Source organism: Luteimonas sp. S4-F44 (assembly GCF_022637415.1).
Taxonomy (GTDB): Bacteria; Pseudomonadota; Gammaproteobacteria; order Xanthomonadales; family Xanthomonadaceae; genus Luteimonas.
Genome location: NZ_CP093340.1, coordinates 2,716,195 through 2,738,127, shown reverse-complemented (window position 1 = coordinate 2,738,127; position 21,933 = coordinate 2,716,195). Strand labels below are relative to the sequence as shown.

At 69.8% G+C, this 21,933-nt stretch carries 16 protein-coding genes and 1 pseudogene; 13 read left to right on the top strand and 4 right to left on the bottom strand.

Features of this window, described 5'->3' with window-relative positions:
- Window positions 1-61: 61 nt before the first annotated feature.
- Window positions 62-871 carry a S1/P1 nuclease gene (locus MNO14_RS12520; RefSeq protein ID WP_241944051.1) on the bottom strand — a complete coding sequence of 270 codons (810 nt, stop codon included), beginning with the start codon at window positions 869-871 and terminating at the stop codon, window positions 62-64.
- Window positions 872-914: 43 nt separating this feature from the next.
- Entirely contained in the window at window positions 915-1,532 is a 618-nt protein-coding gene (locus tag MNO14_RS12515) for an OmpW family outer membrane protein (protein WP_241944050.1), read from the bottom strand.
- Between the two features lie 226 nt (window positions 1,533-1,758).
- Here MNO14_RS12515 and gap point away from each other — a divergent pair, with 226 nt between their 5' ends.
- The 7 genes from gap to MNO14_RS12480 all read left to right on the top strand — a co-directional run bounded on the left by gap (window position 1,759) and on the right by MNO14_RS12480 (window position 12,160).
- Window positions 1,759-2,763, top strand: coding sequence for a type I glyceraldehyde-3-phosphate dehydrogenase (gene gap / locus MNO14_RS12510; RefSeq protein ID WP_241944049.1), 1,005 nt, complete (start codon window positions 1,759-1,761; stop codon window positions 2,761-2,763).
- 118 nt (window positions 2,764-2,881) lie between these two features.
- A complete protein-coding gene (locus MNO14_RS12505) occupies window positions 2,882-5,605 on the top strand; it encodes a DUF2339 domain-containing protein (RefSeq protein ID WP_241944048.1) in 2,724 nt (907 codons plus the stop codon).
- Window positions 5,602-6,954, top strand: a complete 1,353-nt coding sequence (locus tag MNO14_RS12500) for a DUF3999 domain-containing protein (protein ID WP_241944047.1) — start codon at window positions 5,602-5,604, stop codon at window positions 6,952-6,954. The genes MNO14_RS12505 and MNO14_RS12500 overlap by 4 nt, the downstream gene beginning before the upstream one ends.
- Window positions 6,955-7,527: 573 nt before the next feature.
- Window positions 7,528-8,703: a phosphoglycerate kinase gene (locus MNO14_RS12495; protein ID WP_241944046.1), complete on the top strand. Its 1,176-nt coding sequence runs from the start codon at window positions 7,528-7,530 to the stop codon at window positions 8,701-8,703.
- A complete protein-coding gene (locus MNO14_RS12490; RefSeq protein ID WP_241944045.1) occupies window positions 8,700-9,344 on the top strand; it encodes an HAD-IA family hydrolase in 645 nt (214 codons plus the stop codon). The genes MNO14_RS12495 and MNO14_RS12490 overlap by 4 nt, the downstream gene beginning before the upstream one ends.
- A 129-nt stretch (window positions 9,345-9,473) precedes the next feature.
- Complete coding sequence (gene pyk / locus MNO14_RS12485; RefSeq protein ID WP_241944044.1) at window positions 9,474-10,964, top strand: pyruvate kinase; 1,491 nt, start codon at window positions 9,474-9,476, stop codon at window positions 10,962-10,964.
- Window positions 10,965-11,152: 188 nt separating this feature from the next.
- Window positions 11,153-12,160, top strand: a complete 1,008-nt coding sequence (locus tag MNO14_RS12480; RefSeq protein WP_183426679.1) for a class I fructose-bisphosphate aldolase — start codon at window positions 11,153-11,155, stop codon at window positions 12,158-12,160.
- A gap of 166 nt (window positions 12,161-12,326) precedes the next feature.
- Here MNO14_RS12480 and MNO14_RS12475 read toward each other — a convergent pair whose 3' ends face one another.
- Window positions 12,327-12,845: an O-acetyl-ADP-ribose deacetylase gene (locus MNO14_RS12475; protein ID WP_241944043.1), complete on the bottom strand. Its 519-nt coding sequence runs from the start codon at window positions 12,843-12,845 to the stop codon at window positions 12,327-12,329.
- Between the two features lie 89 nt (window positions 12,846-12,934).
- Between MNO14_RS12475 and MNO14_RS12470 the strand changes: the two genes are divergently transcribed.
- Window positions 12,935-13,393, top strand: coding sequence for a hypothetical protein (locus tag MNO14_RS12470; RefSeq protein ID WP_241944042.1), 459 nt, complete (start codon window positions 12,935-12,937; stop codon window positions 13,391-13,393).
- 13 nt (window positions 13,394-13,406) lie between these two features.
- Here the strand turns inward: MNO14_RS12470 and cysK are convergent, their stop codons facing one another.
- Complete coding sequence (gene cysK, locus MNO14_RS12465; protein WP_241944041.1) at window positions 13,407-14,366, bottom strand: cysteine synthase A; 960 nt, start codon at window positions 14,364-14,366, stop codon at window positions 13,407-13,409.
- Window positions 14,367-14,538: 172 nt separating this feature from the next.
- On the opposite strand from cysK, the gene MNO14_RS12460 reads away from it, so the two are divergent.
- From MNO14_RS12460 to MNO14_RS12440, 5 genes and pseudogenes are all read left to right on the top strand, one after another.
- Window positions 14,539-15,654: an efflux RND transporter periplasmic adaptor subunit gene (locus MNO14_RS12460; protein WP_343226395.1), complete on the top strand. Its 1,116-nt coding sequence runs from the start codon at window positions 14,539-14,541 to the stop codon at window positions 15,652-15,654.
- The gene (locus MNO14_RS12455; RefSeq protein ID WP_241944040.1) at window positions 15,651-18,785 is read left to right on the top strand and encodes an efflux RND transporter permease subunit; all 3,135 of its coding nucleotides are present in this window, start codon (window positions 15,651-15,653) and stop codon (window positions 18,783-18,785) included. Before MNO14_RS12460 ends, MNO14_RS12455 begins: the two co-directional genes overlap by 4 nt.
- A gap of 87 nt (window positions 18,786-18,872) precedes the next feature.
- Window positions 18,873-19,421 carry a GNAT family protein gene (locus tag MNO14_RS12450; RefSeq protein ID WP_241944039.1) on the top strand — a complete coding sequence of 183 codons (549 nt, stop codon included), beginning with the start codon at window positions 18,873-18,875 and terminating at the stop codon, window positions 19,419-19,421.
- 126 nt (window positions 19,422-19,547) lie between these two features.
- On the top strand, window positions 19,548-21,038 hold the full coding sequence (locus MNO14_RS12445) for an alanine/glycine:cation symporter family protein (protein WP_241944038.1): 1,491 nt from the start codon (window positions 19,548-19,550) through the stop codon (window positions 21,036-21,038).
- 73 nt (window positions 21,039-21,111) lie between these two features.
- Window positions 21,112-21,933, top strand: a pseudogene (locus tag MNO14_RS12440) (TrmH family RNA methyltransferase); the annotation flags it as partial.

Here is a 21,933-nt window from a genome sequence, read left to right as displayed (position 1 = left end):
CTCCTGCGTGCGGGCCAGACCAGTGTAGGACCCCGCTGTGGCGAGAAGGTTCGCGCGCGATTCAGGGCGCCGCAGGCGCCAGCGCGGCATTGAGCAGCGTCCCCAGCCGTGCACCGGCGTCGCGCAGCTGCTGCTCGACAGTCGGCAGGTGGGCGCTCACATAGTCCTGGCCGAGCCGGCCGCGCGCGGGATATACGCCGGGTGCGACTGCGATGCGGCAGGCGGTTTCGGCCCAGTCCTGCGCGGGCGGTGGCAGAACGCGTGCAGCGGGGGCAGGCGGCGGCAGCGTCGTCAGGTGCGTCAGCCAGTCGGTATCGCGGCGCCCGGCGCTGTTGAGCATGCCGCTGTCCCAGAACGCGTGCAGGTTGGTGCCGCGTCCGCGGTGGTTGATCTGGTGGGTGTTGCCGCCCTTGTCGTGGGCGTAGGCGGCGTGCATCGGCTGGTGCGCATCACCGACAAAGTGCACGACGAATTTCAGCGCGGTGACGCGCTCTGCGCGCGGGCGCGTGGTATCGGCCAGGATCGCGGTCTGGGCGACGATCGCCTCGACCACGCAATCACCGTTTGGGCAGTCGCGTGTCGCCTGGTAGCGGCAGGCCCCCTCGCCGATGTTGACGTAATGCCATTTCGCCGAGCGGCGGCCCAGGGCCGGGTCGTGCTCACGCAGGGCGTCGGCCCAGGAGGCAATGCCGCCCAGGGTCGGGTCGGGTTCGCCCGCGAGCAGCGCATCGACCTGCGCCCGCGCCTGCGGGGTGAGGTCGCGCTCGGCGAGCTGGGCGACCAGCCGGTGGCCGAGTTGGCCCCAGGCGAATGCGGACGGCGAGGCCGCCGCGAGGGCGAGCAGACAGGACGACAGAACGAAACGGCGCATCCGATCCATTGTATCGGATGCGCCGCCCGTCGAACTCGATGGATCAGAACTTCAGCACGTACGCCGCGCCGTAGACCAGCGGGTCGATGTTCGCGGTGCCGAGCTTGGCGCCGTCCAGGCGGACGTCGCTGTCGATGTCCATCCAGCGTGCGTCGACGCGGATCGCACCGTTGCCGACCTTGAAGTCGACGCCGACATGCGCGGCCAGGCCCCAGGAGTTGCTCAGCGCCAGACGCGAACCGGCCAGTGCGCCGCGGGCGTCTTCGTCGAAAAAGGTGGTGTAGTTGACGCCGACGCCGACCAGCGGCGAGACCGCGCCGGCGCTGTTGAAGTGATACTGCAGGCTCACCGTCGGCGGCAGGTGCTTGGTGCTGCCGACCTGGCCGAGGCCTTCAATGTTGATGTCGTGGCGGAACGGGGTGGCGGCCAACACTTCGACGCCGAGGTTGTCGCGCACGAAATACTCGACCGCGATTGTGGGACGGGTGCTGCTGCCGATCGACAGCGGCAGGGTGCCGTTGGCCAGCGCGCCGTTGTCGGACTTGGGATTGACGTTGTGGGCGCCGATCGCGACGGTCCATTCGCCGGCCGACTGGGCGGCGGCGGGGAGGGCGGGAACAGCGCAGGCGAGGGCGAGCAGGGCAATGGACAGCGGACGCATCGGGGCGGTCTCTTCGTGGGAACTGGCGCCAGTCTCTGCCGCTGGGCCGGTGTGCGCCTTGATCCCGATCAACGCCATCGCAAGCGTTCTGCGCTTGGGCCGCAGGGCCACGCGCGAACCGGGCTCGCGGTAGAATCGACGGTGCTATCTCCGATGCCGGCATCGCCGGCATGGCGTTCCTTCCCTTTCACATGCCGCACCCGCGCGGCTGCAGGAGTCCGGATTCATGGCGATCAAGGTAGGCATCAACGGCTTCGGCCGCATCGGCCGCAACGTGCTGCGCTCTGCGGTGCAGAATTTCGACGGCGAGATCGAGATCGTCGCGATCAACGATCTGCTCGAGCCCGACTACCTGGCCTACATGCTGCAGTACGACTCGGTGCATGGCCGGTTCCAGGGCGAGGTGTCGGTCGACGGCGACACGCTGGTCGTCAACGGCCGGAAGATCCGCCTGACCCAGGAGCGCGATCCGGCGAACCTGAAGTGGGACGCGGTCGGGGCCGAGGTCGTGATCGAATCGACCGGCCTGTTCCTGACCAAGGACACCGCGCAGAAGCACATCGATGCCGGCGCCAAGAAGGTGATCCTGTCGGCGCCGTCGAAGGACGACACGCCGATGTTCGTCTACGGCGTCAATCATGAAAGCTACGCGGGTGAGGCGATCGTCTCCAACGCCTCGTGCACGACCAACTGTCTGGCGCCGCTGGCCAAGGTCATCCACGACAAGTGGGGCATCAAGCGCGGCCTGATGACCACTGTGCATGCAGCGACCGCGACCCAGAAGACCGTCGACGGCCCGTCCAACAAGGACTGGCGCGGCGGCCGCGGCATTCTGGAGAACATCATCCCGTCCTCGACCGGCGCGGCCAAGGCGGTCGGTGTGGTGATTCCCTCGCTCAACAAGAAGCTCACCGGCATGAGCTTCCGCGTGCCGACCTCGGACGTGTCGGTGGTCGACCTGACCGCCGAACTGGAGAAGCCGGCGAGCTACGATGAGATCAAGGCCGAGATCAAGGCGCAGAGCGAAGGCGCGCTCAAGGGCGTGCTGGGCTACACCGAGGACAAGGTCGTGGCGACCGATTTCCGCGGCGATGCGCGCACGTCGATCTTCGATGCTGAAGCCGGCATCGCACTCGACGCGACGTTCGTCAAGCTCGTGGCCTGGTACGACAACGAGTGGGGCTACTCCAACAAGTGCCTGGAGCTGGCCCGGGTGGTCGCCGGCAAGTAAGCCGCGCCGCACGCCCACGCGCGACCCGGAGCCCCGCCTTGCGCGGGGCTTCTCGTTTTCGCGTCCGGCCGGGTAAGGTGCGCCCAGACGCGCCGTCTGGCGCGGACGGATGGGCGCCATGGAAGCATTGCTCTTTCTGGGGGTCGCGCTGCTGGTCGCGGCGCCGATCATGTCGATCGTCGCGATCGTGACGGTCTTCAGCCTGCGTCGTCGGGTGGCCGGGCTCGAATCACAGATTGAGGCGCTGCAGGCCCGCGCGATCGCGGTGCCGGACGCGGCGGTCGATGCCGCCGCGCCAGAGGGGGATTGGCAGGACGGCGCGGTCGACGCCGCCTCTGGCCCCAGTGGCGATGACGGACCGATCACTGATCGCGACGCGCCGTCGTCATTGGCCGATCCCTGGCCTCCGCGGTCTGCCTCGGTGCCACCGCCGTTGCCGCCGGCGCCGCCGCGCGCGGCCTGGCGCGATGCCGATCCCGCAGCCGCTGCGTCCGAGCCGACGGCTGGTCCCATGCCGCCCCCGGCCGGGCCAGATCCGTTGGCGCGCGCGGCGCGCTGGGTGCGCAGCTGGTTCACCACTGGCAACGTGCCGGTGAAGATCGGCATGCTGGTGCTGTTCGCCGGCGTCGCCGCACTGCTCAAGTACGCCAGCGACCAGGGCTACCTGTCGGTGCCGGTGGAGCTGCGGCTGGCCGCGGTCGCGGCCGCGGCGATCGGCGGCCTGGCGTTCGGCTGGCACCGCCGCGACAGCCACCGCACGTTCGCATTGAGCCTGCAGGGCGGGATGATCGGCATCCTGCTGCTGGTCGTGTTCGCCGCCTACAAGCAGTTTGGCATGCTGCCCGGCGGCATCGCGTTCGCCGCCAGCGTGGCGCTGGTCGCCGGCGCCGGCGTGCTGGCAGTGCTGCAGAACGCCCGCGCGCTGGCGGTGTTCGCGGTGCTGGCCGGGTTTCTCGCACCGATCTGGCTGTCGAGCGGCGGGGGCAGCCATGTCGCGCTGTTCGCGTATTACGCAGTGCTCAATGCCGCGATCCTGGGAATCGCTTGGTTCCGGGCATGGCGGGTGCTCAACCTGCTGGGCTTCGCCTTCACCTTCGGCATCGGCACGCTCTGGGGCGTGCTGCGCTACAGCCCCGGCGATTTCGCCACGACCCAGCCGTTCCTGGCGCTGTTCTTCGCGTTCTACCTGGCGATCCCGCTGCTCTACGCGCGGCGTCGGCCGCCGTCGCGGCGCGATATCGTCGACGGCTGCCTGGTGTTCGGCACGCCGTTGGTCGCGTTCTCGCTGCAGGCCGGCCTGTTGCAGGGGCGCACGTTCGCGCTCGCGCTGTGCGCGCTGGGCGTGGCCGCGATCTACGCCGCGCTGGCCTGGGCACTGCTGCGCCGCAGCCGCGAAGCGGTACTCGGCCAGGCCTATGCGCTGCTCGCGGTCGGTTTCGCCACGCTGGCCGTGCCGCTGGCGCTGTCGGCCCGCGCGACCGCCTGCGTGTTCGCGCTCGAAGGCGCCGGGCTGGTCTGGCTGGGCCTGCGCCAGCGCCGCCTGCTGCCGCAGCTGTCCGGCGTGGGCCTGCAGCTGGCCGCAGCGGTGGCCTATGCGCTCGGGATCACCGCCTGGCCGCGCCCGGTAGCTCCGATGTTCGCCAACGGCGGTTTCGTCGGCGCGCTGCTGATCGCGCTGTCGGGCCTGGCGATCGCGGCCGCCTATCGACAGGCCGGGCGCGTGCCGGTCGCCCGCATCGCCTATGTCTGGGCGCTGGCCTGGTGGCTGGGCGCCTGGATCCAGGAGCTCGGACGTGCCGTGCCGTCGGCCTCGCTGCCCGATGCCCTGCTGGTGCTGGCGGTGGTCACCGGCTGGCTCGCGGCCGAGGTCCATCACCGCCGACCCGACCCGGCGCTCGGCGCGACGCTGTTCGCCGCGTTGCTGGTCGCCGCGCCGTTGGCGTTCTGGCAGATGCAGACGCATGTGCAGCCGTTCGCCGGCTACGGCGCACCGGCCTGGGCGGTGTTCGCCGCACTCGGTTTCCGCGGCCTGGTGTGCCTGCGCGCGGGCGAGGACCGCCTGGCGCGCGCTGCGCAGCTGCTGTGGTGGCTGCTGTGGCCGCTGGTGCTGTCGCTGCTGCTGGGGCATGTCGCCCGCGTGGCCGGGCTGGCCGGCGGCTGGTTCGCGGTCGCCATCGCCTTGCCGTGGCTGGTCGTCTCGGCGCTGTCGTTGTGGCGCTGGCCGTGGCTGGCGCAGCCGCTGGGCGAGCGGTTCGATCCCACACGCACGCCGTTGCGCGGCGCGTTGCTGGGCGTGCTCGCGTTGTGGTGGTTGGTCGCGCTGGGCAACCCCGGCGACAGTGCACCGCTGCCGTGGATCGCGCTGCTCAACCCGCTCGATCTCGCTCAACTCGGCGTGGTGCTGCTGCTTGCCCGCTGGCTGTGGTCGCCGGACGGCACCGCGCCGCAGGGCGCGCCGCGCGTCCCGGTGCTGTCGCTGTTGGCCTTCGTGCTGGTCACCGTGATCACCTTGCGTGCGGCGCATCACTGGGGCGGTGCGCCGTGGAATGCACGCCTGGCGGGCAGCAGCCTGGCCCAGACCAGCCTCACGGTGGTCTGGAGCATTCTCGGCGTGCTGGGCTGGATCATCGGCTCGCGCCGCGGCCAGCGCGCGCTGTGGCTTGCCGGCGCGGTGCTGATGGCGGTGGTGCTGGCCAAGCTGGTGCTGGTCGATCGCGGCCACCTCGGCAACCTGTGGGGCATCGGCTCGTTCATCGCCTACGGCCTGCTGTGCACGGTCGTGGGCTTCTTCGCGCCGGCACCGCCGCGCGCCGTCGTTCCCCGCGAGGAGGCGCCTGCATGATCCGATTCCGTCCCGCCATCGCCGTCTGCCTGCTCGGCGCATCCGCAGTCGCCGCTGCGCAAGCGGACTTCGCCGCGCAGTGGCCGCTGACGCTCGAGGACCCGTCGGCGAGCGCGTACCGCGTCACGCTCACGCCCGAGATCTACGCCCAGGTCTGGTCGCCGTCGCTGCGCGACGTGGTCGTGGTCGACGGCGACGGTCGCGCGGTGCCTGCAGCCTTCGTCGATGCCGCGATGGCGCCGGCGACGCCGACACAGCGCGAACTGCCGTGGTTTCCGCTGCCCGCCGACGCCGGCCGCCGTGACGGCGACATCGCCGCGATCAGCGAGATCGCCGCCGACGGCAGCCTGCGGCGCGTGCAGTTGCGGACATCGGGCGGCGAGGCCGCCGGCGCGTTCCTGGTCGATGCCAGTGCGGTCGAGGGGCCGGTGGCCGCGCTCGCGCTGCGCTGGGACGAGGCGCAGCCGCCGTTCGAGCAGGCCTACCGGATCGAGGCGTCCGACGATCTGCGCCAATGGCGCAACGTGCACGATGAGGCGCGTGTGCTCGACCTGCGGCGCGATGCGCAGCGGCTGGTCGAGCGGCGCATCGCGCTGCCCACGCCGGTCCATGCGCGCTACTTGCGACTGACGCCGGTGGGTGCGGCCGCGGCGCCGCTCCGGTTGCAGGCGGTCGAGGCCGAGCTGGCGCCGGTGCAGGCGCCGGTGGCCTGGCACTGGGATCTGCCGGTGCCGCAGGTCGCCGACGACCGCGGCGCGCTCGTCTATCTCAGCGACGGTCGCTTCCCGGTCGAGCGGATCGAGATCGCGCTCGCCGGCAACGGCACCGGACGCTGGACGCTCGAGCGACGCGATGCCGACGATGCGCCCTGGCGCACGGTGGCTGCCGATCATGTGGTGTTCCAGGCCGGCAGCGGCGCGGACCTGCGGCGGTCGCCGCCGTTGGCGCTGTCGGCGCCTGTCCGCGATCGCCAATGGCGGCTGACACCGGCCACTGCGGCGCCCGGCGCACCGCCTGCGCTGCGTCTGGGCTACCGGCCCGAGACGCTGGTGTTCGTCGCCGAGGGCCGTGCGCCCTATGCGTTGCAGGCCGGCAGCGCGCGCGCGGCGCGCACCGACGCGCCGGTCGCGCCGCTGCTCGCTGCGCTGCGCGCCCAGCACGGGTCCGACTGGCGCCCGGCGGATGCGGTGCCCGGTGCGATGAAGGTGCTGGCCGGCGAGGCGGCGCTGCGGCCGGCGGCCCCCACGCGCGACTGGAAGACCTGGATGCTGTGGGGGGTACTGCTGCTCGGCGTGCTCGTCGTGGGTGGCTTCGCGCTGAGCCTGCTGCGCGGACGCAAGGCCGCCTGAGGTCGCCGCGCCGGGTTTGCCTGTCCACGACGGCTGCGCCGACAATGCCGGGTCGTGTGCCATCCGCGTGCAGGTGCCGGTATGCCGCAGGTGCCGTGCGAGCTGCCCGGCGCGCGCGCCAATTTCCCCTTTCAGCGAGTGCAGATCCAATGACCATCGTTCGCATGACCGACCTCGACCTTTCCGGCAAGCGTGTGCTGATCCGGCAGGGCGAGCCGGTCTGAGCGGACTGCCTTTCCGGCAGTCCGCGCGGCGAGCGCCCGGCCACGGATGGCCGGGCAGGTGCATCCGAAGCCGTCATGCGGCGCCATGGACGGCATGGCGCGACCCTCCTTCTCCTTCTCAAGTGAGTCCAGTCCCAATGACCATCGTTCGCATGACCGACCTCGACCTTTCCGGCAAGCGTGTGCTGATCCGGCAGGGCGAGCCGGTCTGAGCGGACTGCCTTTCCGGCAGTCCGCGCGGCGAGCGCCCGGCCAAGGATGGCCGGGCAGGTGCATCCGAAGCCGTCATGCGGCGCCATGGACGGCATGGCGCGACCCTCTTTCTCCTTCTCAAGTGAGTCCAGTCCCAATGACCATCGTTCGCATGACCGACCTCGACCTTTCCGGCAAGCGTGTGCTGATCCGGCAGGACCTCAACGTCCCCGTCGATGGCGGCAAGGTCACGTCCGATCAGCGCATCCTCGCCTCACTGCCCACGCTGCGTCAGGCCCTGGCACAGAACGCGGCGGTGATGGTGACCTCGCATCTGGGCCGGCCGAAGGAGGGCAGCTGGAGCGAGGCCGATTCGTTGGCGCCGGTCGCCGCGCGCCTGTCCGAGCTGCTCGGCATCGAGGTGCCGCTGGTGCGCGACTGGGTCGACGGCGTCGAGGTCGCGCCCGGGCAACTGGTGCTGCTGGAGAACTGCCGCATGAACGTCGGCGAGAAGGCCGACGACGAGGCGCTGGCACGCAAGTACGCAGCGCTCGCCGATGTCTTCGTCATGGACGCGTTCGGCACCGCGCATCGCGCCCAGGCCTCCACCCACGGCGTGATCCGCTTCGCACCGCAGGCCGCTGGCGGCCCGCTGCTGATGGCCGAACTCGACGCGTTGGCCAAGGCGCTCGACGCGCCGGCGCGCCCATTGCTGGCGATCGTGGCCGGCAGCAAGGTCTCCACCAAACTCGAATTGCTGTCGTCGCTGGTGGGCAAGGTGGACCAGTTGATCGTCGGCGGCGGCATCGCCAACACCTTCATCGCCGCGCTCGGACACGGCGTGGGCAAGTCGCTGGTCGAGACCGATCTGATCGAGACCGCGAAGCAGATCATGGCCGATGCCAAGTCACGCGGCGCCGAGATTCCGGTGCCCACCGATGTCGTGGTGGCGCCCGCCTTCGCGGCCGATGCACCGGCGACGGTCAAGGCCGTGGACGCGGTGGAGGCCGGCGACATGATTCTCGACATCGGCCCGGACACCGCGAAGCGCTATGCGGCGATGATCGCCGACGCCGGCACCGTGGTCTGGAATGGCCCGGTCGGCGTGTTCGAGTTCGACGCGTTCGGTCACGGCACCGAAGCGCTGGCGCGCGCGATCGCCTCCTCGAAGGCGTTCTCGATCGCCGGTGGCGGTGACACGCTGGCGGCGGTCGACAAGTACGGCATCGCCGACGACGTGTCCTATATCTCGACCGGCGGCGGTGCGTTCCTGGAGTTCCTCGAAGGCAAGACGCTGCCGGCGGTCGCGGCGCTGGAGGCGCGCGGGGCGTGAGCGGCGATGCGCTGTTCTTCGATCTCGATGGCACCTTGATCGATTCCGAACCCGGCATCCTGGGCGGTATCGCCCATGCGCTGCACACCCTGGGACATGCGTCGCTGCCGCGCGAGACGCTGTTGCCGTGGATTGGCCCGCCGCTGCGCGACAGCTTCGATGCCCTGTTCGGAGGGGATGCCGACCGGGTCGACCGCGCAATCTCGATCTATCGCGAACGCTACGACACGGTCGGCTGGCGCGAGCACAGCGTCTATCCCGGTGTGGCGGACGCGATCGAGACCCTGCGGGCAGGCGGCCGCACGCTGGCGGTGGTGACCTCGAAGAACGAGCGCTTCGCGCGCCGGATCGTCGAGGCGTTGCCGTTCGGCGATGCGTTCTCGACGATCGTCGGCGCCAGCGACGATGGCGTGCGCCGTTACAAGCGCGAGCTGATCGCCGAAGCGCTGTCGCGGCTGGCGCTCCCGGCCGCGCGCTGCACGATGATCGGCGACCGGCGCATGGACATGGAGGGCGCGCGCCAGCACCGGATGCGCGCGATCGGCGTGCTGTGGGGCTTCGGCTCGGCCGACGAATTGCGCCAGGCCGGCGCCGACCTCGTTGTCGACTCGCCGGCCGCGCTGGTCGCGGCGGTGGGCTGATCCTAGGAGGCCGCCATGCCGTTGCAAGCGTTTCCAAGTAAGCTCGCAGGCGGCATGCCGTTCCGGGATGCCTCGGGTGCGTTGCCCGCCAGCGCGCGCCTGACCATCGGTGGACACTAAGATCGCGGAATGACTGCCAACGAATTGCTTCCCGTCCCGGCGCATCGGCGCCGCACACGCATCCTCGCCACGCTCGGCCCTGCCACCGACGCGCCGGGCGTGCTCGACGCGCTGATCGCCGCCGGCGTCAACGCCGTCCGCCTCAACTTTTCGCATGGTGATCCGGCCTCGCAGAAGGTACGCGCTGAGGCCGTCCGCGCCGCGGCCGATCGCGCCGGTGTCGAGATCGGCATCCTGGCCGACCTGCCGGGTCCGAAGATCCGTATCGAGAAGTTCGTCGAAGGAAAGGTGACGCTGCGCGCGGGCGCGCGCTTCGACCTGGTCGCCGATCCGGACGCGCCCCTGGGCACGGTCGACGAGGTCGGCGTCAGCTATTTGGGCCTGCCCGGCGATGTGGCGGCAGGCGATGTGCTGCTGCTCGACGATGGCCTGATGCAGTTGCAGGTGACCGCCGTCGACGGCGTGCGCATCGTCACCACCGTGCTCAACGATGGCGTGCTGTCCAACCGCAAGGGACTCAACAAGCAGGGCGGCGGCCTGTCGCTCGGTGCGCTGACCGATCACGACCGCGCGCTGATCCAGGTCGCCGCCGAGATCGGTGTGGACTTCATCGCGGTCTCGTTCTGCCGCAATGCGGCCGACATGGAGGAGGCCCGTTCGATCGCGCGTGCGCACGGCAGCGATGCCGCGCTGGTGTCGAAGATCGAGCGCACCGAGGCGATCGAGAATCTCACCGAGATCATCGATGCCAGCGACGTGGTGATGGTCGCGCGTGGCGACCTGGGCGTGGAGATCGGCGATGCCGAGCTGCCGGGCCTGCAGAAGAAGATCATTCGCGAGTCGCTGGCGCGCAACAAGGTGGTGATCACCGCCACCCAGATGCTGCAGTCGATGGTCGAAAGCCCGATGCCCACGCGCGCCGAAGTGCTCGATGTCGCCAACTCGGTCATCGACGGCACCGACGCGGTGATGCTCTCGGCCGAGACCGCCGCCGGCGCGTACCCGGTGCGCGCGGTCGAGGCGATGGCGCGCGTCTGCGTCGGCGCCGAGCGCCAGTTCGCGCACGAGACCGATTTCGAGAAGGCGCAGCGCAACCTGGAACGCGCCGACCACGCGATCGCGATGGCGGCGATGTTCCTGTCCGAGCATGTCGGCGTCGGCGCGATCGTCGCGATGACCGAGTCGGGCGGCACGGCGCGCTATCTGTCGCGCTTCCGCGGCGGGGCCTCGATCTACGCGTTCTCCCGCCACGACGGCGCGCGCCGGCGCATGTCGCTGATGCGCGATGTGTTCCCGTTCAACTACGACAGCCGCGGCCAGACGCCGCGCGAAGCGGCGCGCGGCAGCATCCGGCTGCTGGTCGACGCCGGCCTGCTCGGGCCGGGCGAGCGCGTGGTGTTCACCAGCGGCGAGCACATGGAAACGCATGGCGCGACCAACACGCTGCGCCTGTTGCAGGTCGGCGCTGACGGCCGGGCCGAGGGGCTTGGCGAGCTGTAGCCGGCCCGCGCGCGGGGCCGGTCGTCATCGGCCCTCTCGCGTTGCCTGCACGGATCGCGGCGCTCTGTAAACGTTTTCCCCGACGTTGCGCGCGATTTCCGCGCGCGGCGGCGCTGCGCGCTGGACGCTCACTCAAGGGCGGCGGGCTATAATGGGCGCCTTCCCCCGCCGATGGACGTCACCGCCACATGAGCATCGAACAGCTTGCAGACATCGCCCAGGCCATGGTCGCCCCGGGCAAGGGCATCATCGCGATCGACGAGTCCACCTCCACCATCGCCAAGCGGTTCGAGGGCGTGGGCATCCCGAATAACGAGGAAAACCGTCGCGCCTACCGCGAGCTGCTGCTGACCACGCCCAAGCTGTCGGACCACATCAGCGGCGCGATCCTGTTCGACGAAACCATCCGCCAGTCGACCAAGGATGGCGTGCCGTTCGCCAAGTACATGAGCGATCACGGCATGATCCCGGGCATTAAGGTCGACAAGGGCACGCACGCGCTCGCCGGCTTCCCGGGCGAGCTCGTCACCGAGGGTCTGGACGGCCTGCGCGCGCGTCTGGAGGAGTACTACAAGCTCGGCGCCCGCTTCGCCAAGTGGCGCGCGGTGATCAACATTGGCGAGGACATCCCGTCGGGCACCTGCATCGAGGCCAACGCCCATGCGCTCGCGCGCTACGCCGCGCTGTGCCAGGAGCAGGGCCTGGTGCCGATGGTCGAGCCGGAAGTGCTGATGGACGGCAGCCACGACATCGAGACCTGCTACGAGGTCACCGAGGTCACGCTGCGCGCACTGTTCGACGCGCTGTACAACCAGAACGTCATGCTCGAGGGCACGATCCTCAAGGCCTCGATGGTGCTGCCGGGCAAGGACAGCGGCGAGACCGCCGAGGTCGACGAGGTCGCCGAGGCCACGCTGATGTGCCTGAAGTCGGCGGTGCCGGCGATCCTGCCGGGCATCGTGTTCCTGTCGGGTGGACAGAGCGACGAGCAGTCGACCGCGCATCTGGATGCGATGAACCGCCTCGGGCCGAACCCGTGGCCGCTGTCGTTCTCCTATGGCCGTGCGATGCAGCAGGCCGCGCTCAAGCTGTGGTCGCAGGACCTGGCCAACAACGTCGCCAAGGCCCAGGAGACGGTGTTCGCCCGCGCCCGCGACAACGGCCTGGCCGCGCAGGGCAAGTGGAAGAAGGGCTGAGCCTCATCCCCGTTCGCCCCTCGAAACGCCGGCCTTGCGCCGGCGTTTCGCGTAGTGGGCCCGCCCCCGTTTGTCCGCTCGCAAAACCAGGACCCAGAACCGGGGTCAGAGTGGGACTTCGGTCCCCCGTACGAGGATGAAGGACTACAAACGCCGGAGCGGCCGCTCAGGCCGCGAGCGCCGCGATGTAGCGCGCCAGCATCGGGGGGTCGTGGCAGCAGAACACCACGTCCAATGGGCCCTCGGCCAGGCAACCGCGCACCTGCGTGACGGCGATCGCGACCGCGGCGTCGGGCGGATACCCGTAGACGCCGCAGCTGATCGCCGGAAACGCGATCGACGTCAGTCCATGCGCCCGCGCCAGCGCAAGCGCGTTGCGGTAACAGGCGGCGAGCAGCGCCGGCTCGCCGTGTTGGCCGCCCTGCCAGATAGGGCCGACCGTGTGGATCACATGGCGCGCCGGCAACGCGAAGCCGGGTGTGATCCGGGCTTCGCCGGCCGGGCAATGCACGCCTGGCCGCGATTCGGGCAGGGCGCGGCAGGCGCGCAGCAGGTCCTGCCCGGCCGCCCGGTGGATCGCGCCGTCGACGCCACCGCCGCCGAGTAAAGAGGGGTTGGCAGCGTTGACGATGGCATCGACGTCGCAGCGGGTGATGTCGGCATGCAGGGCGCGGAGGCGGTCCATCGACGCAGCATATCGGCGGCGGGTGGATCGTGGCATCACGCCGTCTGCGCGATGCTGGCGGCCGGTCTTGTCCCGAGAGTGACTTTTCAATGAGCGATCGCGCGCCGCTGCACGTCCCGTCCCCCGTCCACGACCTGATGCGCCGCGGGCGCACGCTTGAGGCGATCAAGGTCCTGCGCGATGCCAATCCGGGGCTGTCGCTGCGGGCCGCGAAGGACACGGTCGAGGCCCTCGACGGGCGCGACGACCCGTACCGCCCGTCATCCCAGGCGCGACCTGTGGGCGAGGCGACGCTGCCCACCGAGGTCGCGGCGCGGATCGCGACGGGCAATACCGAGGACGCGGCGCGGCGCCTGCGCGAGCTCGATCCGGCGCTCGACGATGAGGCCGCGCGGCAGACCGTGTCCCGACACGCCTCGCCGCTGCTGCGCGAGGCGCGCCAGGAGACGGTCGTCGTCGGCGACAGCGGCCGGTATGGCTGGCTGCTCTGGGTGGCGTTGCTGCTGGCGCTCGGCGCCGGCCTGGCGCTGTTGATGGGGCAGGGCTAGCGCCGAGCGGCCGTCACGGCAGGCCCGCCAGCCAGTCGTCGTCCGAGCCTTCGTTGACGTCGGCGAACAGCGGCGTGGAGAAGTAGCGCTCGCCGGTGTCGGGCAGCATCGTCAGGATCACCTCGCCGTCGCTGGCGGTTTTGGCAACCTCAAGCGCGGCGGCGGCCGTGGCGCCGGCCGAGATCCCGACGAAGATGCCTTCTTCGGCCGCAAGCCGGCGCGCGGTCTCGATCGCCAGCCCGTCGTCGATCGACAGCACCTGCGCGGCGATGTCGCGGTTGAGCACTTCGGGCACGAAGTCGGGCGTCCAGCCCTGGATCTTGTGCGGCGCCCAGTCCTTGCCCTGCAGCATGGCCGCCCCAGCGGGCTCGGCCGCGGTGACCTTGACCTCGGGGCGGGCGACTTTGAGGACCTCGCCCACGCCGGTCAGCGTGCCGCCGGTGCCCCAGCCAGTGACGAAGTGGTCGAGTCTGCGGCCGGCGAAGTCGCGCAGGATCTCGGCCGCGGTGGTGTTGCGGTGGTAGGCGGGATTGGCGGGGTTGGCGAACTGGCTGGCGAGGAACCAACCGTGTTGCTCGGCCAGCTCCCGCGCCTTGCGCACCATCCCCGAGCCGCGCTCGGCGGCCGGGGTCAGGATCACCTTGGCGCCGTAAGCCCGCATCAGCTTGCGACGTTCGATCGAGAACGTCTCGACCATCGTGGCGACGAATTTGTAGCCGCGCGCGGCCGCGACCATCGCCAGGGCGACGCCGGTATTGCCGGAGGTGGCCTCGACGATCGTGTCGCCGGGCTTGAGCAGGCCGCGGCGCTCGGCATCGAGCACGATGGCCAGCGCCAGACGGTCCTTGACCGAGCCGCCGGGATTGAAGGATTCGACCTTGGCGTAGAGTGCGACATGGGGTGGCGCCAGCCTGTTCAGCCGGACGATGGGCGTGTTGCCGATGGTGTCGAGGATGCTGTCGTACAGGGCCATGAGGAACTCGCGGGGGCAGGCGCGGTGCGCGGTCGTTCCAGACTGCGACAAAACGCGCCGGCGGACCATGCGTTGACATGGAACGCTGTTTTTTCGACACCATCCGATGGCACAGTCGGCGTCACGAGCCAGCGGGTACACTCCGGCGCTTTCACCGTCTCAGGGTCTTCCCTTGTCCGAGCAAGCCCCAGGCCGCCGCGGCACCGTGTCGTGCGCGTTCGTCGCCCTCCTCGCATCGATGCTCGCAGCCTGCGGCAGTCCGGATAATGCGGCCCGCCCGGAGGCCGGTGCTGCGGTACCGGTGACCACGACGGTCGCCGCGCTGCGCGACTGGAACGACACCGTCGCGGCGCTGGGCACGGTCAAGGCGCGCGAGTCGATCATGCTGACCGCGAAGGTCAGCGAAACGGTGCAGCGGGTGCATTTCGACAGTGGCGACGACGTCGATGCCGGCATGGTGCTGGTCACGCTGACCGGCAGCCAGCAGCAGGCGGCGCTCGAGGCAGCCGAGGCGGCGGCGCTCGAGGCCGAGCAGCAGTTCCGACGCGGTGCGGGCCTGGTGGATCAGCAGTTGATCGCACGTGCCTCGCTCGACACCCTGCGGGCGACCCGCGACGCCGCCCTTGCGAATGTGGCCGAGATGCGGGCCAATGTCGGCGACCGCACCATCCGCGCGCCGTTCGCCGGGGTGCTGGGTATTCGTCAGGTCAGCCCGGGTGCGCTGGTCACGCCCGGCACCCCGATCGCGACGCTCGACGATGTCTCGACCGTCTATGTCGATTTCCCCGTGCCCGAGACCCGGCTGGCGGCGATCGCGCCGGGGCAGCGCGTGTTCGGACGCAGCGCGGCGTATCCGGCCGACGAGTTCGAGGGTGTGGTGCAGACGATCGACGCGCGCGTGGATGCCAATACTCGCGCAGTCACCGTGCGCGGCGCGTTTGGGAATCCCGACCGCCGGCTGCGTCCGGGCATGCTGATCCAGGTGCGCCTGCAGCAGCGCACCCGCCAGGCGCTGATGGTGCCGGAGATCGCGGTGATCCAGGTCGGTCGCGACACCTTCGTTTACCGTGTGCGCGAGGACGAGACGGTCGAGCAGGCGCCGGTCGAGATCGGCGTGCGCCAGGATGGCCTGGCCGAACTGGTCGAGGGCCTGGCGCCGGGCGAGCGCATCGTGCTCGACGGCACGGGCAAACTGCGGCCTGGCATGAAGATCGTCGAAGGCACGGTGCAGGAGGCCAAGGCGCAATCGGCCGAGGACGCCGATGCCGCCGGAGACGAGGTGCGATGAAACTGTCGGATGTCTCGATCCGTCGGCCGGTGTTCGCGGCGGTGATCAGTTTGTTGCTGGTGGCACTGGGCATCATGGCGTTCACCCGGCTGACGCTGCGTGAGTTGCCCAATATCGACCCGCCGATCGTCTCGGTCGACGTCAGCTATCCCGGCGCTTCGGCGGCCGTGGTCGAGACCCGCATCACGCAGATTCTCGAAGACGCGCTGTCGGGCATCGAGGGCATTCGCACGATCGAGTCGCGCAGCCGCAACGGCCGCGCCGACGTCACCATCGAATTCAACCTGACCCGCGACATCGAGGCCGCCGCCAACGACGTGCGCGATGCGATCAGCCGGGTCATGGACCGCATGCCGATCGAGGCCGACCCGCCGGAGATTTCCAAGGTCGAGGCCGATGCCGACGCGATCGTCTGGCTGAACCTGCGTTCGAGCACGATGAATACGCTCGAGCTGACCGACTACACCGACCGCTACATTCTCGACCGGCTGTCCTCGCTCGACGGCGTGGCGCGCGTACTGCTCAGCGGCGGCCATCGCTATGCGATGCGGATCTGGCTCGACCGCGACGAGATGGCCGCGCGCAGCATCACCGCTGCCGATGTCGAGAATGCGCTGCGCACCGAGAACGTCGAGTTGCCGGCCGGCCGGATCGAGTCGCGGACCCGCGACTTCACCCTGCGCGTGGAGCGCGGCTTCCGCGAGCCGTCGCAGTTCGCGCAAATTCCGGTACGCCGCGGTAGCGATGGCTATGTCGTGCGCCTGGGCGATGTGGCGCAGATCGAACTGGGCTCGGCCGAGCGGCGCTCCTACATGCGCAGCAACTCGGTGCCCAACGTCGGCCTGGGCATCGTGCGCACCTCGACGGCCAACGCGCTCGACGTCGCGCGCGCCGCGCGGGCCGAGGCCGAGCGCATCCAGCAAACGCTGCCCGAGGGCACCGAGATTTTCGTCGCCTCCGACAACACCGTGTTCATCGATGCGGCGATCACCCGCGTCTACTGGACGCTGGGCGAGGCAATGGTGCTGGTGTTCCTGGTGATCTGGCTGTTTCTGGGCAGTCTGCGCGCGGCCCTGATCCCGGCGCTGACCGTGCCGGTGTGCCTGATCGCGGCGTTCATTGCGCTGTACGTGTTCGGTTTCTCGATCAACCTGCTGACGCTGCTGGCGCTGGTGTTGTGCATCGGCCTGGTCGTGGACGATGCGATCATCGTGCTGGAGAACGTACAGCGCCGTGCCGATCTCGGCGAGCCGCCGCTGGTGGCCGCGCGCCGCGGCACCGCGCAGGTCGCCTTCGCGGTGATCTCCACGACCGCGGTGCTGGTCGCGGTGTTCCTGCCGGTCGGCTTCATGGAGGGCAATTCGGGGCGGCTGTTCCGCGAACTGTCGGTTGCGCTGGCCGGCGCAGTCGCGCTGTCGGCGTTCATCGCGCTGACACTCACGCCGATGATGTGCTCCAAGCTGGTGCGGCCGCATACCAAGCAACGCGGCTTCAATGCGTGGATGAACCGGCAGCTGGCGCGGTTGGGCAGCGGCTATGGCCGTCGCGTGGACACGCTGGTGGCCTTGCCCGCCGGTCGCCTGCTGTTGCTGCTCGTGGCGGCGATCGCGATATGCATGGCCGCTGCGGTGCTGCTGTTTGCGCGCGTGCCCAGCGAGCTGTCGCCGGCCGAGGACCGCGGGCGGTTCTTCGTCGGCGTCGACGGCCCGGAGGGCGCGGGCTTCGACTACACGGTCGGTCAGATGCATCACGTCGAGGCGATCTTCGCGCCGCTGGTCGGCGACGACCAGCCGATCGCCCGCGCCAACTCCCGCGTGCCGCGCGGCTGGGGCGGCAGCGAGGACATGCACACCGGCCAGGTGATCGTGTTCCTGCAGGACTGGAAACACCGCAAGCAGAGCACCGTCGAGGTGGTCGAGGCGCTGCGCGCCGAGTTCGCCAAGCTGCCCGGTGTGCAGGTGCGCGCGAACGTGCCGGGCGGTCTGGTCGGCAGCCGCGGCCAGCGCTATCAGCTGGTGCTGGGCGGGCCGGATTACGCGGAGATCGCGCAATGGCGCGATCGCATGCTCGCGCGCATGCGCGAGAACCCCGGCATCCAGGATCCGGACTCCGACTACAAGGAAACGCGGCCGCAGATGCGTGTGGACATCGACCGCCAGCGCGCGGCCGATCTGGGCGTCTCGGTGCAGGAGATCGGGCGCACGCTCGAAACGATGATGGGCTCGCGCCAGGTCACCACTTTCGTCGACAATGGCGAGGAGTACGACGTGCTGCTGCAGGCTGGTCGCGAGCGGCGCATGAACCCGACCGACCTCGCCGACACCTATGTGCGGGGACGCGACGATGCGCTGGTGCCGCTGGCCAACCTGGTCACGCTCAGCGAGATCGCCGAGCCCGGCAGCTTCAACCGCTTCAACCGGTTGCGCGCGATCACCATCAGCGCCGGGCTCGCACCGGGTTACTCGATGGGCGAGGCGCTTGAGTGGACGCGCCAGGTGGCCGCGGAAGAATTGCCCGACTACGCGCAGATCGACTGGAAGGGCGAGAGCCGCGAGTTCCAGGAAGCGGGCGGTGCGGTGCTGCTGACCTTCGCGATGGCGTTGATGATCGTTTACCTGGTGCTGGCCGCGCAGTTCGAGAGCTTCATCCATCCGCTGGTGATCATGCTGACCGTGCCGCTGGCGGTGCTCGGCGCGCTGCTGGGCCTGTGGGCGACGGGGGGCACGCTCAACCTGTTCAGTCAGATCGGCATCGTCATGCTGATCGGCCTGGCGGCCAAGAATGGCATCTTGATCGTTGAGTTCGCCAACCAGTTGCGCGACGAGGGGCGCAACGTCCGCGAGGCGATCGCCGAGGCCTCGGCGGTGCGCCTGCGTCCGATTCTGATGACCTCGACCGCGACCATCGTCGGCGCGATCCCGCTGGTCGTGGCCGGTGGGCCCGGTTCGGCGAGCCGGGCGACGATCGGTATCGTGATCATCTTCGGTGTCGCGTTCTCGACCCTGCTGTCGCTGTTCGTGGTCCCGGCGTTCTACGCCCTGCTCGCGCCGTTCACTCGCTCGCCTGAAGCCCTGGCCCAGGAACTTGAGCGCCTGGAAGCCGAAACCCCCGCCGTCGGCGGCCACGCCTGATCCAAAACCGGGGTCAGCGTGCAATTCCGGGTGCAATCGGCCGCGCGAAATTGCACTCTGATCCCGGTTCTTGATTGGAGGCGGGGGATGCGTTGGGACGGCGTGCGGATCGAGGGGGACGGCGTCGTGCTGCGGCGCTGGCGTGATGGCGATCTCGAAGCGTTGCTGCGGCATGCCGATGATCCGCTGGTTGTGGGCGGGCTCAGCGATCGCTTTCCGCATCCCTATACGCGCGCCGACGGCGAGGCGTTCCTGGCCGGCAAGGTTGTCGACCTGTCGGGGCCGGTGCTGGCGATCGAGATCGACGGCGAGGCCTGCGGCAGCATCGATGCCCGGCAGGGGACAGGCGAGCGCGCGCATTCGGCTGAGCTCGGCTACTGGCTGGCGCGCGTGCATTGGAACCGCGGCATCATGCGCCGGGTGGTCGGGGTCTACGTGCCCTGGGTGATGGACGCGCTGGCGCTGACGCGGTTGCACGCCAACGTGCTCGATCTCAACCCGGCCTCGGCGCGGGTGCTCGTCTGCAGCGGTTTCGTGGAGGAGGGCCGATTGCGCGGCGCGATCCGCAAGGCCGATGGGCTGCACGATCTTCGGCTGTTCGGACTGCTGCGCGGCGGTCCGCCTGCGCCGGGCTGACCCCTGGCGCCGGAAGGCGCAATGTCCGCCGCTGCGACAGTGCGTCGCATTCGGACCCCTGATCGTGGAAAATCGATCCTTCGTGTGTCCGCGTCCCCCGTCCCCGTCCAGCCCGGAGCCAGATCGATGGATCAGTTGCTTACCGCCCTCAATGGTCTGATCTGGAGCAAGGCGCTGATCGCGCTGTGCCTGGGCGCCGGCCTGTGGTTCACGCTTCGTACCCGCTTCATGCAGGTGCGCGGCTTCATCGAGATGACCCGGCTCACGTTCACCGGCCAGAAGTCCGATGCCGGGGTGTCCTCGTTCCAGGCGCTGGCGATGTCGATGGCCGGACGCATCGGAATCGGCAATATCGCCGGCGTCGCCACCGCGATCGCGTTCGGCGGCCCGGGCGCGGTGTTCTGGATGTGGGTGATGGGCTTCCTCGGCGCCTCGACGTCGTACGTCGAGTGCACCCTGGCGCAGATCTACAAGGAAAAAGACGCCGAAGGTCGCTACCGCGGTGGTCCGGCCTACTACATCGAAAAGGCGATGGGCCTGAAGTGGTATGCGCTGGCGTTCGCGTTCGCGACGCTTTTGGCGGCAGGCCTGCTGATGCCGGGTGTGCAGGCCAATGCGATCGCCGACAGCATCGCCAACGTCTGCGCCGGCAGCACGGTCTGCGGCGACCTGTCCGGCCAGTGGATGGGCATGGAGGCACGCACCGCACTCAAAGCGGGCATCGGCATCGTCGTGGCGCTGATGCTGGCGGTCATCATCTTCGGCGGCGTCAAGCGCATCGCCGCGTTCGCCGAACTGGTGGTCCCGTTCATGGCGATCGCCTACATCCTCACCGCGGTCACGGTGATGGTCATCAACTACGATTTCGTGCCGACGATGTTCCGCATCATCTTCGAGAGCGCGTTCGGGGTGCACGCCGGGTTCGGCGCAATGCTCGGCTTGGCCGTCGAATGGGGCGTCAAGCGCGGTATCTATGCCAACGAGGCCGGTCAGGGCACCGGGCCGCATGCCGCTGCGGCGGCCGAGGTTTCGCATCCGGCCAAACAGGGCTATGTGCAGGCCTGGGCGATCTACTTCGACACGATGCTGGTCTGTACCTCGACCGCGTTCCTGATCCTGGCCACCGGCATGTACAACGTCGTCGGCCCCGAGGGCGCGATGCTGCACGAAGCGCTGCCGGGTGTGGAGGCCGGGTCGGGCTTCGCGCAGGCGGGCATCGAGTCGATCCTGCCCGGCTGGGGCGCGATCTTTGTCGCGGTGGCGCTGTTCTTCTTCGCGTTCACCACGATCATGGCCTATTACTACATGGCCGAGACCAATCTGACCTACCTCAACAATCACGTCGCGCGTCCGGGCCGGACGCTGCTGCTGCGTCTGGCGATCCTGGGCATGGTGATCTTCGGCGCAATCCGCAGCGCCGAAATGGCCTGGATGCTCGGCGACATCGGCGTGGGTCTGATGGCCTGGCTCAACATCGTCGCGATCCTGATCCTGCAGAAGCCGGCGCTGCAGGCGCTGCGCGACTACGAGCAGCAGAAGAAGCTGGGGCTCGATCCGGTCTTCGATCCCGACAAGCTGGGCATCCGCAACGCCGATTTCTGGCGCAAGGTGCCCTGACATGACGAAGTCCCCCTGGTCCGGTCGCGACCGCGACACGCCCCGCACGCCGGCGCCCGCGCCGGGTCGTGACAGTCCATGGGGGCGTGCACGCACGACGCCGCCGGCCGCCGCGTCGTCACGGCCGGCCCCTGCTGCGGCGTCTGCGGAGGACGCCGGGGAGGACCGTCGCGAAATGCGCCTGTATGGGCGCAATGCGATCGAGGCGGTATTCGCACGGCGACCCGAGGCGATCCGCAAGCTGTATCTGGCCGAGGCGCGCATCCCGCAGCTGCAGCCGATGCTCAAGTGGTGCGCGGCCAACCGGGTGGGCTACCGCGTCGTCGGCGAAGACGACCTGCGCAAACTCGCCGCAAGCACGCATCACGAGGGCATCGTCGCCGACGTGCTGCGCGAGGCGCCGCTGCCGCTCGGCGACTGGCTACAGGCGTTGCCCGAAGGCCCGGCCTGCGCGCTATGGCTCGATGGGGTCGGCAACCCGCACAACCTCGGCGCCATCCTGCGCTCGGCCGCGCACTTCGGCGTCGGTGCCGTGTTGCTGCCCCGGGACGCATCGCTCGCGCTGTCGGGCGCGGCCGCGCGTGTCGCCGAAGGTGGCGCGGAGGCCGTGCGCTTCGTCCGTCTGGGCCGCGACGACAACGCGCTGGCGCAACTGCGCAGCGCGGGCTTCAAGCTGGCCGCCACGGTCGTGCGCGGCGGCGAGGATCTGTTCGAGGCCGCGCTGCCGTCGCGGCTGGTCTACGTGCTCGGCGCCGAGGGCGAGGGCATGGACGCCGCACTCGCCGAGGCCTGCGACAGCAAGCTCGGCATCCCCGGCAGCGGCGCGGTCGAGAGCCTCAATGTCGCTTCGGCCACCGCCGTGCTGCTGGCGCAGTGGCGGCAGCAGCACCGCTGA

Coding starts and splice junctions, on each gene's coding strand:
- MNO14_RS12500 (WP_241944047.1), top strand. CDS start 5,602: ATGATCCGATTCCGTCCCGCCATCGCCGTCTGCCTGCTCGGCGCATCC.
- MNO14_RS12515 (WP_241944050.1), bottom strand. CDS start 1,532: ATGCGTCCGCTGTCCATTGCCCTGCTCGCCCTCGCCTGCGCTGTTCCC.
- MNO14_RS12475 (WP_241944043.1), bottom strand. CDS start 12,845: ATGGACCGCCTCCGCGCCCTGCATGCCGACATCACCCGCTGCGACGTC.
- gap (WP_241944049.1), top strand. CDS start 1,759: ATGGCGATCAAGGTAGGCATCAACGGCTTCGGCCGCATCGGCCGCAAC.
- MNO14_RS12495 (WP_241944046.1), top strand. CDS start 7,528: ATGACCATCGTTCGCATGACCGACCTCGACCTTTCCGGCAAGCGTGTG.
- pyk (WP_241944044.1), top strand. CDS start 9,474: ATGACTGCCAACGAATTGCTTCCCGTCCCGGCGCATCGGCGCCGCACA.
- MNO14_RS12480 (WP_183426679.1), top strand. CDS start 11,153: ATGAGCATCGAACAGCTTGCAGACATCGCCCAGGCCATGGTCGCCCCG.
- cysK (WP_241944041.1), bottom strand. CDS start 14,366: ATGGCCCTGTACGACAGCATCCTCGACACCATCGGCAACACGCCCATC.
- MNO14_RS12445 (WP_241944038.1), top strand. CDS start 19,548: ATGGATCAGTTGCTTACCGCCCTCAATGGTCTGATCTGGAGCAAGGCG.
- MNO14_RS12520 (WP_241944051.1), bottom strand. CDS start 871: ATGCGCCGTTTCGTTCTGTCGTCCTGTCTGCTCGCCCTCGCGGCGGCC.
- MNO14_RS12505 (WP_241944048.1), top strand. CDS start 2,882: ATGGAAGCATTGCTCTTTCTGGGGGTCGCGCTGCTGGTCGCGGCGCCG.
- MNO14_RS12450 (WP_241944039.1), top strand. CDS start 18,873: ATGCGTTGGGACGGCGTGCGGATCGAGGGGGACGGCGTCGTGCTGCGG.
- MNO14_RS12470 (WP_241944042.1), top strand. CDS start 12,935: ATGAGCGATCGCGCGCCGCTGCACGTCCCGTCCCCCGTCCACGACCTG.
- MNO14_RS12455 (WP_241944040.1), top strand. CDS start 15,651: ATGAAACTGTCGGATGTCTCGATCCGTCGGCCGGTGTTCGCGGCGGTG.